At 57.6% G+C, this 9,797-nt stretch carries 11 protein-coding genes and 4 tRNA genes; 5 read left to right on the forward strand and 10 right to left on the reverse strand.

Annotation, left to right across the window (positions count from 1 at the left end; genetic code table 11):
- Positions 1 to 16: 16 nt before the first annotated feature.
- The 4 genes from QMX93_RS16310 to QMX93_RS16325 form a co-directional block, all read right to left on the reverse strand.
- Positions 17 to 92, reverse strand: a tRNA-His gene (locus QMX93_RS16310).
- A gap of 75 nt (positions 93 to 167) precedes the next feature.
- A tRNA-Leu gene (locus tag QMX93_RS16315) sits at positions 168 to 252 on the reverse strand.
- Between the two features lie 57 nt (positions 253 to 309).
- Positions 310 to 385: transfer RNA gene (locus QMX93_RS16320), tRNA-His, on the reverse strand.
- A gap of 32 nt (positions 386 to 417) precedes the next feature.
- A tRNA-Arg gene (locus QMX93_RS16325) sits at positions 418 to 494 on the reverse strand.
- Positions 495 to 770: 276 nt separating this feature from the next.
- Between QMX93_RS16325 and folD the strand changes: the two genes are divergently transcribed.
- Both folD and pbpG read left to right on the forward strand, forming a co-directional pair.
- Positions 771 to 1,625, forward strand: a complete 855-nt coding sequence (gene folD, locus QMX93_RS16330; RefSeq protein WP_053121798.1) for a bifunctional methylenetetrahydrofolate dehydrogenase/methenyltetrahydrofolate cyclohydrolase FolD — start codon at positions 771 to 773, stop codon at positions 1,623 to 1,625.
- Between the two features lie 230 nt (positions 1,626 to 1,855).
- Positions 1,856 to 2,794 carry a D-alanyl-D-alanine endopeptidase gene (gene pbpG / locus QMX93_RS16335; RefSeq protein WP_053121800.1) on the forward strand — a complete coding sequence of 313 codons (939 nt, stop codon included), beginning with the start codon at positions 1,856 to 1,858 and terminating at the stop codon, positions 2,792 to 2,794.
- Between the two features lie 208 nt (positions 2,795 to 3,002).
- Here the strand turns inward: pbpG and QMX93_RS16340 are convergent, their stop codons facing one another.
- The 3 genes from QMX93_RS16340 to QMX93_RS16350 form a co-directional block, all read right to left on the reverse strand.
- Positions 3,003 to 3,209 carry a hypothetical protein gene (locus QMX93_RS16340; RefSeq protein ID WP_053121802.1) on the reverse strand — a complete coding sequence of 69 codons (207 nt, stop codon included), beginning with the start codon at positions 3,207 to 3,209 and terminating at the stop codon, positions 3,003 to 3,005.
- A 12-nt stretch (positions 3,210 to 3,221) separates the two neighbouring features.
- Positions 3,222 to 3,428: a DUF6021 family protein gene (locus QMX93_RS16345; protein WP_053121804.1), complete on the reverse strand. Its 207-nt coding sequence runs from the start codon at positions 3,426 to 3,428 to the stop codon at positions 3,222 to 3,224.
- Between the two features lie 88 nt (positions 3,429 to 3,516).
- Positions 3,517 to 4,188, reverse strand: a complete 672-nt coding sequence (locus QMX93_RS16350) for a peptidase C39 family protein (protein ID WP_282357044.1) — start codon at positions 4,186 to 4,188, stop codon at positions 3,517 to 3,519.
- A 234-nt stretch (positions 4,189 to 4,422) separates the two neighbouring features.
- On the opposite strand from QMX93_RS16350, the gene QMX93_RS16355 reads away from it, so the two are divergent.
- Entirely contained in the window at positions 4,423 to 4,590 is a 168-nt protein-coding gene (locus QMX93_RS16355) for a hypothetical protein (RefSeq protein WP_282357045.1), read from the forward strand.
- A gap of 247 nt (positions 4,591 to 4,837) precedes the next feature.
- On the opposite strand, the gene QMX93_RS16360 is transcribed toward QMX93_RS16355, so the two are convergent.
- Positions 4,838 to 5,587, reverse strand: coding sequence for a TerC family protein (locus QMX93_RS16360; protein WP_053121808.1), 750 nt, complete (start codon positions 5,585 to 5,587; stop codon positions 4,838 to 4,840).
- 30 nt (positions 5,588 to 5,617) lie between these two features.
- On the reverse strand, positions 5,618 to 5,860 hold the full coding sequence (locus QMX93_RS16365) for a hypothetical protein (RefSeq protein ID WP_053121810.1): 243 nt from the start codon (positions 5,858 to 5,860) through the stop codon (positions 5,618 to 5,620).
- 236 nt (positions 5,861 to 6,096) lie between these two features.
- Between QMX93_RS16365 and nhaR the strand changes: the two genes are divergently transcribed.
- Complete coding sequence (nhaR, locus tag QMX93_RS16370) at positions 6,097 to 6,996, forward strand: transcriptional activator NhaR (RefSeq protein ID WP_077573697.1); 900 nt, start codon at positions 6,097 to 6,099, stop codon at positions 6,994 to 6,996.
- Here nhaR and QMX93_RS16375 read toward each other — a convergent pair.
- Positions 6,991 to 8,154 carry an MFS transporter gene (locus QMX93_RS16375; protein ID WP_212545706.1) on the reverse strand — a complete coding sequence of 388 codons (1,164 nt, stop codon included), beginning with the start codon at positions 8,152 to 8,154 and terminating at the stop codon, positions 6,991 to 6,993. The genes nhaR and QMX93_RS16375 overlap by 6 nt on opposite strands.
- Before the next feature lie 337 nt (positions 8,155 to 8,491).
- On the opposite strand from QMX93_RS16375, the gene sstT reads away from it, so the two are divergent.
- On the forward strand, positions 8,492 to 9,724 hold the full coding sequence (gene sstT / locus QMX93_RS16380) for a serine/threonine transporter SstT (RefSeq protein WP_159815549.1): 1,233 nt from the start codon (positions 8,492 to 8,494) through the stop codon (positions 9,722 to 9,724).
- Positions 9,725 to 9,797 lie beyond the last annotated feature (73 nt).

Here is a 9,797-nt window from a genome sequence, read left to right on the forward strand (position 1 = left end):
GGCGCCTTTCGAAATATGGGGTGGACGATGGGGATCGAACCCACGACAACGGGAGTCACAATCCCGTGCTCTACCAACTGAGCTACGCCCACCATATTGCGTAACAAAAAAGCCGTTTAACTTCTTTGTTGAACCTCATCAAGCCAACGGCATGAATGAAGCTTGTTTGGTGCGGATGAAGAGACTCGAACTCTTACGCCTCGCGGCGCTGGAACCTAAATCCAGTGTGTCTACCAATTCCACCACATCCGCGGATGAAGCTTTTAAAGCAAAGGCGCCAGACTGTTACATCTGGCGTCTTTCGAAATATGGGGTGGACGATGGGGATCGAACCCACGACAACGGGAGTCACAATCCCGTGCTCTACCAACTGAGCTACGCCCACCATATCGCGTTACTTGTGCCAAAGCTGCCTAATGGCGCACCCGGCAGGACTCGAACCTGCGACCATCCGCTTAGAAGGCGGATGCTCTATCCAGCTGAGCTACGGGCGCCTTATTAATCTGTACTCTAAAAGAACTACAAACTAAGTGCTTTCCAGTCTTCGCAAAACCGTAATCCTGCTCGACCTTCTTAACCAGTGCTAGGCTGTGCCCGACAAGTGCGACGAATAGTATAGAGCGCTCCGAAGGTCGTCAAATCCTTTTTGAAAAAAATTCATTTAATTAAAGGAGTTAGGGGAATTTGCTGACCAAGCGCCTTTGCCCTCACCGCCCGACATGCGAGAATGCGTTCTCTTTTTTTCCCCTCTCGATGGTTAATCACGCGCAATGACTGCACAACTAATCGACGGCAAATCGATCGCCGCCAGCCTGCGCCAGCAGATCGCCAAACGAGTTGCCGAGCGTCGCCAGCAAGGCCTGCGCACTCCCGGCCTCGCGGTGATCCTGGTCGGCAGCGATCCTGCCTCTCAGGTTTATGTCTCGCACAAGCGTAAAGACTGTGAAGAGGTCGGCTTCCTCTCTCAAGCCTACGACCTGCCCTCCGAAACCACGCAACAAGCGTTGACCGATCTGATCGATCGCCTCAACGACGACCCTGCGATCGACGGCATCCTCCTGCAACTGCCGCTGCCTGAGCACCTGGACGCCTCCAAATTGCTGGAGCGCATCCGCCCGGACAAGGACGTCGACGGTTTCCATCCTTATAACGTCGGCCGTCTGGCCCAGCGCATCCCGCTGCTGCGTCCGTGCACGCCTAAAGGCATCATGACCCTGCTGGAAAGCACCGGTGTTGATCTTTATGGTCTGGACGCGGTGGTCGTTGGCGCTTCCAACATCGTCGGTCGCCCGATGGCGATGGAACTGTTGCTGGCCGGTTGCACCGTGACCGTGACCCACCGCTTCACCAAGGATCTTGCCGGCCACGTCGGCCGTGCTGATCTGGTGGTCGTGGCCGCCGGCAAGCCGGGTCTGGTCAAGGGCGAATGGATCAAGGAAGGCGCGATCGTCGTTGACGTCGGCATTAACCGTCAGGACGACGGCAAACTGGTCGGCGATGTTGTTTACGAAACCGCCCTGCCCCGCGCTGGCTGGATCACGCCAGTCCCGGGCGGTGTTGGCCCGATGACCCGTGCCTGCCTGCTGGAAAACACCCTCTACGCAGCAGAAACCCTGCACGCTTAAGACGGTTTTTTCGCAGCATCAAAACCCCGCCCCGTGCGGGGTTTTTCGTATTCGAGAAAAAACTATAACCGTTCGCCGGAAACCCCTCTTTTTACAGGCCTTTTCACGAGATTTTCAGGTCACTCAAACAACCATCGACAGATCTTCAGCCATACTCCTAGAATGCGACGCTTTGAAGAAATAACCCGTTACAAACTAACGGAATATCCAACCTTTATGAGTTCGCCCGCGTGAAAATTCGTCTTTCGATTCTGAGCCTGTTTTTTGCTTTCACAGGCACATTCATCACGCCAACGATCAACGCTGCGGAAACCACCGCTGCCCCGCGTGACGCTTCGACCCTGAAGATCGCTTCCGGCAGCGCCCTGCTCATGGATATGCAGACCAACAAAGTCATTTATTCCAGCAACCCTGACGTGATCGTGCCGATCGCTTCCGTCAGCAAGCTGATGACTGGCCTGGTGGTGGTTGAAGCCAAACAGAACATGGACGAATGGATCGATGTCGACATCAAAAACACGCCAGAGATGAAGGGCGTATTCTCCCGAGTCAAACTGAAAAGTGAACTGCCGCGCCGCGAGATGCTGCTGATCGCTTTGATGTCCTCGGAAAACCGCGCCGCCGCCAGCCTCGCGCATCATTATCCGGGCGGTTATGCAGCCTTTATCGCGGCGATGAACGCCAAGGCCAAGGCGCTGGGCATGACCAACACTCACTACGTCGAGCCGACCGGTTTGTCCGAGCGCAACGTTTCCACGGCGCGCGATTTGAGCAAGTTGTTGGTCGCAGCGAGCAAGCACCCGATCCTCACTGAACTGACGACCACCAAGGAAAAGACCGTGTCGTTCCGTAAACCTAATTACACGTTGGGTTTCCGTAACACCGATCATTTGGTGAACAAGGCTGACTGGGACATCAAGATCACTAAAACCGGCTTTACCAATCCTGCTGGTCACTGCCTGGTGTTGGTGACGCGCATGGGCAATCGCCCGGTGGCGCTGGTGATTTTGGATGCGTTCGGCAAGTACACGCATTTTGCCGATGCGAGCCGGATTCGTAGCTGGGTTGAGACTGGGCGCAGTGCCAGTGTTCCGGCGGTGGCACAGCAGTACAAGGCTGATAAGAACCTGAAGAATCGCCAGAGTGGCGTGGTTGAGGCTTCGAAGTAGGACACTGGATTTACGCTACGTGTGGTGAGGGGATTTATCTGTGGCGAGGGGATTTATCCCCGATGGACTGCGCAGCAGGCCCTTCTTTTAAATCAAAAGCGGGGGCCGCTTCGCGACCCTTCGGGGATAAATCCCCTCGCCACAGATAAACCTCTCACCACAGATAAATCCCCTCGCCACATTTAGATCTCACTAAATCTGAGAGACCTCAATCATTCGGCAACGGCATCTGTTCATCATCCGGTATGCCATCCCCCTTGCTCGGATCCCGCTCCAGATCCGGCGTCAGCACATTCGGCCGGGCCAGCGGATCGCGCAGCGGGCTGTCCGGATCCAGCACTGGATCAACTTCAGGCTCAGGCGTCGTCGGTACGCTGTCAGGTTTTTGATCATCGAAGCTTGAATCGGTACTCATACGCACCTCGCATCAAGGTTTCAGATTGGCTAACGGGTCGTAGGGTTTGGCCGGTTTTTTGTCGTCGTCGCCGGGCTTCACGTCTTTCGGCGCCTTGGCCGGGCCAACGGGATCGACTTGCGGGTCGTCGAGATCCGGCGAATCGGGATCGAAACCCAGGTCATCGCCCGAGGAATGCTCGGATGAGTGCGGGCCTTTAGGGGATGTGGACTCTGCCATGCTTGCCTCCTGATTCACCCGCGAAATCGGGTTATAGAGGTAAGAGGCTTGCCGGACACAGACGTGCCCGGCAGATGACGAACGGAACCTAGTGCGCCGCCAAGGCCTTTTTCGCCTGCGCCGCTTCGTTTTCCTGACCGGCCTGCGCCAGTTCATCGGCCGCTTTGAGCCAACGCGCACGATCCACCGCAGCGGGAATCTGCGTCGGTTTTTGAATCAGAATTGCCCAGCCGCCGGATTTTTCGAAAGCTGATTCAAAGGAGGCAAAGTCCATCAACTCGCGACGGTTCATGCCGGCGCGCAGCAGGACTTTCTGTTTATTGCGATCGTAGCCGGAAAGGATCGCGTAACGCGGTTCCGCCCAGAACGCCGAGCCTTCGCTAAAACGCACCATTACCGGGTAACCGGCCGCCACCTGAGTCAGCAGCGCCGGCAGATTGCTGTCCAGCGGATAGACGACCATGCCGTATTCACGGGCAAGGTTTTGAATGTTCTGCTGCAACTTGTCTTCAGCGCCCGGCACATGCAACGGTTTTTCCAGCAAACCCGGGGTGATCACTACGCCCTGCTGCGATAGCAGACTGGCCAATACCTGCGGCCCGCTCTGGAAGGCCTGCCCCCGATAGAACCTGCCACTGAGTTCGACACGCTCCGGCAAGCGCTTGACCTCCGGCGCCACACTGCCCGCACACCCCGTCAATGCAGCCACGCAGCCAGCCACCAACAGCGCCGCACACACTCGAGAAAATACCTGCACCATCGTTGCTCTCTGTTCAGACGCCGGTCATCGTGTTCCGGCAAGGTCACCGATCATAGGGCGGCAAACCGCTGCGGTATAGCCTTAAACCGCAGGGGCTGCGATTGCATAGAGCAAACTGATTGGTCATCACCGACCTTTGGTCAATAGCGTGTAACACCCGGGCAACTAGACTGTCAGTGAAACAGAGCGAATTGAAAAAGTGTGAGCCCGACGCAGGGCAAAGAGGAGGCACTGATGAGCCTGACCATGACCATTGTGATGTTGATTGCCGGTTGGCTGGCCGTGGCGGCGGCCATGCTGTGGGGGGTGTTGCGGATTTCGCGGCGGCACCATCATCCGGTTGAGCTTGCGAAGGTTGAGAAAGCCGAGAAGCAGAGTGTTCGGCACGCTACGGCGCATTAGGTCGCCGAAAAAGCCCCTCACCCTGGCCCTCTCCCGGAGGGAGAGGGGACTGACCGAGTTGTTTGCGAGAGGTGTGCCGACCTGAAATATCTCGTTGAACTCAGGTTTTGAAGCCACCCAAATCGGCCCCCTCTCCTTCGGGAGAGGGCTGGGGTGAGGGGCTCGATCAACGCTTCATCCACAGAATCCGAGCCGAAAAAAAACCGCCTGCGCTCCGAGAGCCCAGGCGGTTTTTCACTTCTGGCGTTTAAGCCTGCGCAGCAAGTTTCTTCTGCTTGGCACGACGCGACAACATGTTCAACACCTCAATACCCGCCGAGAACGCCATGGCCGCGTACACATAACCTTTCGGTACGTGAGCGCCGAAGCCTTCGGCGATCAGGGTCATACCGATCATGATCAGGAAGCCTAGGGCCAACATCACCACAGTCGGGTTATCGTTGATGAACTTGGCCAGCGGATCAGCCGCCAGCAACATCACCAGCACCGATACCACCACCGCGATGATCATGATCGGCAAATGTTCGGTCATGCCGACCGCGGTAATGATGCTGTCGATCGAGAACACCATGTCGAGCAACAGGATCTGACCAATCGCAGCAGCAAAGCCCAGAGTCACGGTCGACGTGGCCGACTTTGGATCTTCCGGAGCCGGATCCATGCTGTGATGGATCTCGGTCGTGGCTTTCCAGACCAGGAACAGACCACCGGCGATCAGGATCATGTCCTTCCAGGAGAAGGCCTGGCCGAGGATGTCGATCACAGGTTCCGTCAACTGCACGATAAACGCGATGGTGCTCAACAGCGCCAGGCGCAGGATCAACGCCATGCCGATACCGATACGGCGGGCCTTCTGCTGGTACTGCTTAGGCAGCTTGTTGGTCAGGATCGAAATAAAGATCAGGTTATCGATGCCGAGCACGATTTCCATCACCACCAGTGTGGCCAAAGCAACCCAGGCGGTCGGGCTGGCGGCGAGTTCTAACAAATATTCCATGGGTCAGTCCTGACTCTTCGTGTGACTAAATTAGATGGTCTTGGAGGAAGATTCGGATTCGTCCGAGTCTTTTTCCGGGGTTGGTTTTTTCTCGATCAGCCCGCCGGTGGCATCGCTGAGCGCTTGCTCGGCAGCTTTATGGGTGTCGTCGATCGCCTGTTTGGCGCTTTCGGCGGCTTTGCCCATCAGTTGCTGAGCGCTTTTTTCGGCTTGGTCGCAACCGGCCAGAACCAGTAAAGACGCAATCAACAGTGCAGTGCTTTTGAATTTCATGAGGCTTCCTTCGAATGAACAGACAGGCTCACAGACCGGCCGTCGATGGCTGGGCATTCTAGGGAGGTGAACACTTCAGGAAAATTCGTATTTTTAGCGGCTATACTTCGGTTTTTACGAACTCACACACTATTCAATGTAGGAGCTGCCGCAGGCTGCGATCCTTTGATGTTTTTTTAAGAGCAAGATCAGAAGATCGCAGCCTTCGGCAGCTCCTACACGGGGGGGCGCGGCGGATGCTCAATTACCGACAACTGCATTACTTCTGGGTCGTGGCCAAGACCGGCAGCATCGTGCGTGCGTGCGAGCAACTGAACCTGACGCCGCAGACCATCAGCGGGCAGATTTCCCTGCTCGAACAAACCTACGGCATAGAGTTGTTTCGGCGCGTGGGTCGTCAACTGGAGTTGACCGAAGCCGGGCGCCAGGCCCTGCCCTACGCCGAGCAGATGTTTCAACTCGGCGGCGAACTGGAGCTGATGCTGCGCGCGCAGCCCAACGAACAGCAGATTCTGTTCCGCGTCGGCGTGGCGGACGTGGTGCCGAAATCCATCGTTTATCGCCTGATCGCGCCGACCATGGAGCTCAACGAGCCGCTGCGCATCACCTGCCGTGAGGACAAACTCGAACGTTTGCTCGCCGACCTGGCGATCCAGCGTCTGGATCTGGTGATTTCCGACAGCCCGATGCCCTCGCACCTCGACATCAAGGGCTACAGCCAAAAGCTGGGGGAATGCGGGATCAGTTTCTTCGCCACCGCCGAACTGGCGGCGAAGTACGGTCAGGATTTCCCGCGCAGCCTGCACGGTGCGCCGCTATTGATTCCCGGCGCCGAAACCGTGGTGCGCAGCCGTTTGCAACGCTGGTTTGCCGAGCAGCAGATTCAGCCGCAAATCGTTGGGGAGTTTGATGACAGTGCCTTGATGCAGGCCTTCGGCCAATCCGGCAGCGGGATTTTTATTGGCCCGAGCGTGATTGCCGATGAAGTGAAGCGCCAATACGGCGTCGAGTTGATTGGCCAGACCGACGCGGTGACCGAGTCGTTCTACGCCATTTCGGTGGAGCGCAAGGTCAAGCACCCCGGCATCGTTGCGATTACCGAAGGTGCCCGGCGCGAGCTGTTTACCGCGTTATGACGCTTCGGCGCAGACTTCGCGCGGTTTCAGCGTCATCAACACCATGGCCAGAAACACAGAGAGCAGGATGAAACCGGCAGCCGCAAAGCCAAGAAAGCCCAGACCTGCACCGTCGATAACCCGGCCACCGACCATCGCGCCCAGGCCAATCCCCAGATTGGCCCCGGCAATGTTCAACGAGGCAGCAAAGGCCGGTGCTTCTGGTGCGGCTTTCATCAGGCGCACATGGCTGACCAGGAACAACGCTGCCTGGGTAATACCCCAAATACCCATCGCCACCGCCAGGCCCACTGGCGAATGAATGTTCGGCACCAGCGAGACCATGCCGGCAATCATGAATGCGCAGAACAACACCGACGCGCCCAGCGGGTGCTTATCCACTGCGCGACCGCCCAGCGAGTTGCCGATCAGCCCGACCGCACCAAAGCCCATCAAGCACCAACCGACCACAGTGCCGTTGAAACCGGCGAGGCGCTCAAGGATGTCAGCCAGATAGGTGTAAGCGGTAAACATGCCGCTGAACACCAGAATCGACAGGGCGATATGGCCGATCATCAGCGGGCTGCGCAGGATCTTGAATTGCGAAGCGAAGCTGACCTGATGCTGGTGCAGGCTGGTTTTCGGCAGGTACACAAACAGCAGCAAAGCCTTGGCAAAGGCGATCACCGCGAGAATACCGAAGGCGCTGCGCCAGCCGAACGCATCGGAAATCAGCGTGCCGACCGGAATGCCGAATACCGTGGCGCAGACGATGCCGAAACCGATCTTGGCAATCGCGCGACCGGCGAAATCCGGGCCGACGATGTCCACCGCTGTTTCACTGGCCAAAGCCCAGAACACCGGCAAACCAAGGGCCGGGATCAATCGGGCAAACGCCATCACCCAGATATTCGGCGCCAATGCTGCAACGGTGTTGGCGATGCCGAACATGATCAGGATGCTGATGAACAACTTGCGCCGTTCAAATCGGGCGAAATACGCGGTGAGGAATGGCCCGAACAGCGCCACCGTGAAGGCGAACAACGTCACCAGCAGCCCGGCCTGCGGAATGCTGACCTCAAGGTCGCGAGCGATCGCCGGTAGCAAGCCGACGATGACGAATTCCGTGGTCAGCACCGTAAAACCGGCGGCGGACAACAGAAGGATGGGTAACAGCATGGGTAACTCCAGCAAAACGACGACACCAGCGTTGACCCGAGGGCCCGCTGGCAGAACATTAAAATTAGGATGCGCAATCTTAACAGAGTGTGTCCGCAGTGACTTGCACAAACCTGCCGACTTTGCCCGCCAATCGGGTGGCAGATCGTCACACGCCTGAAGGATAACGCCTACGCTGTGATAAAGTCCGCGCCCTGAAAAACGTACACCCCTGATCAACCGCCCGTTTAACGGCGTTGATATCGCCTCACCCTTTCGGTTCGTGACGCTGGTCTGCCCCCGAATTTGCCAGCGCGTTCACTCAACCTTGCGCCTATAAAAAATCAGAGATGCCGTTATGACTGCTTCCTCCCCTTCTCTATTGCAACGCCTGAAGAACCTGAGCCTCGTCGCGCAGATCCTCATCGGCCTGATCGCCGGTATCGCTTTGGCGCTGTTCGCCCCGGAAGTCGCGAAAGACACAGCGTTCATCGGCAAAGTGTTTGTCTCGGCGTTGAAAGCCGTCGCACCGATTCTGGTGTTCGTGCTGGTGATGGCCTCGATCGCCAACCACAAGCACGGTCAGGAAACCCATATCCGCCCGATTCTGTTCCTGTACTTGCTGGGCACCTTCGCCGCCGCCGTAGTGGCTGTGGTCGCGAGCATGGCGTTTCCATCGCATCTGGTGCTGTCCACCGAAAACGTCGCGGTGACGGCGCCGGGCGGTATTGGTGAAGTGCTGCAGAGCTTGTTGTTGAGCGTGGTGGAAAACCCGGTGAAGGCGCTGATCGAAGCCAACTTCATCGGCATTCTGGCCTGGGCGATCGGCATGGGCGTAGCGATTCGTCATGCCGGCGACACTACTCGCGAGGTGCTCGGTGACTTGTCCAACGGCGTGACCTTGATCGTGCGCGTGGTGATTCGCTTCGCACCGCTGGGTATTTTCGGTCTGGTGGCGTCGACGCTGGCGACCTCGGGTTTCGGCGCGCTGATCGGTTATGCGCACCTGCTGGCGGTGCTGCTCGGTTGCATGCTGTTTGTGGCGCTGGTGATGAACCCGCTGATCGTGTTCTGGAAACTGCGTCGCAACCCGTATCCGCTGACCCTGATGTGCCTGCGCGAAAGCGGTATCACCGCATTCTTCACCCGCAGCTCGGCGGCGAACATTCCGGTCAATCTGGAATTGAGCAAGCGTCTGGGCCTGCATGAAGACACCTATTCGGTGTCGATCCCGCTCGGCGCGACCATCAACATGGCCGGCGCAGCGATCACCATTACCGTGCTGACGCTGGCGGCGGTGCACACACTGGGCATTGCCGTGGACATTCCGACAGCGATTCTGCTGAGCGTGGTCGCGGCGATTTGTGCGTGCGGTGCTTCGGGTGTGGCGGGTGGTTCGCTGCTGTTGATTCCGCTGGCGTGCAGCCTGTTTGGGATTCCGAGCGAGATTGCCATGCAGGTGGTGGCGGTCGGTTTCATTATTGGTGTGCTGCAGGATTCGGCGGAGACGGCGTTGAATTCGTCGACGGACGTGCTGTTTACCGCAGCGGCGTGTTTGGGTGAAGAAGAGAAAGCCCAACGCACTGCATAACCCCTGTAGGAGTGAGCCTGCTCGCGATGGCGTTGTGTCAGTAACATCATCGTTAAATGACACACTGCTATCG

Source organism: Pseudomonas sp. PS01303 (genome assembly GCF_029959385.1).
GTDB classification, from domain to species: Bacteria; Pseudomonadota; Gammaproteobacteria; order Pseudomonadales; family Pseudomonadaceae; genus Aquipseudomonas; species Aquipseudomonas rustica.

Excerpts from the sequence above, each read along its gene's own strand:
- folD (WP_053121798.1), top strand. The coding sequence starts at position 771 with ATGACTGCACAACTAATCGACGGCAAATCGATCGCCGCCAGCCTGCGC.
- QMX93_RS16340 (WP_053121802.1), bottom strand. The coding sequence starts at position 3,209 with ATGAGTACCGATTCAAGCTTCGATGATCAAAAACCTGACAGCGTACCG.
- QMX93_RS16345 (WP_053121804.1), bottom strand. The coding sequence starts at position 3,428 with ATGGCAGAGTCCACATCCCCTAAAGGCCCGCACTCATCCGAGCATTCC.
- QMX93_RS16350 (WP_282357044.1), bottom strand. The coding sequence starts at position 4,188 with ATGGTGCAGGTATTTTCTCGAGTGTGTGCGGCGCTGTTGGTGGCTGGC.
- QMX93_RS16355 (WP_282357045.1), top strand. The coding sequence starts at position 4,423 with ATGAGCCTGACCATGACCATTGTGATGTTGATTGCCGGTTGGCTGGCC.
- QMX93_RS16360 (WP_053121808.1), bottom strand. The coding sequence starts at position 5,587 with ATGGAATATTTGTTAGAACTCGCCGCCAGCCCGACCGCCTGGGTTGCT.
- QMX93_RS16365 (WP_053121810.1), bottom strand. The coding sequence starts at position 5,860 with ATGAAATTCAAAAGCACTGCACTGTTGATTGCGTCTTTACTGGTTCTG.
- nhaR (WP_077573697.1), top strand. The coding sequence starts at position 6,097 with ATGCTCAATTACCGACAACTGCATTACTTCTGGGTCGTGGCCAAGACC.
- QMX93_RS16375 (WP_212545706.1), bottom strand. The coding sequence starts at position 8,154 with ATGCTGTTACCCATCCTTCTGTTGTCCGCCGCCGGTTTTACGGTGCTG.
- sstT (WP_159815549.1), top strand. The coding sequence starts at position 8,492 with ATGACTGCTTCCTCCCCTTCTCTATTGCAACGCCTGAAGAACCTGAGC.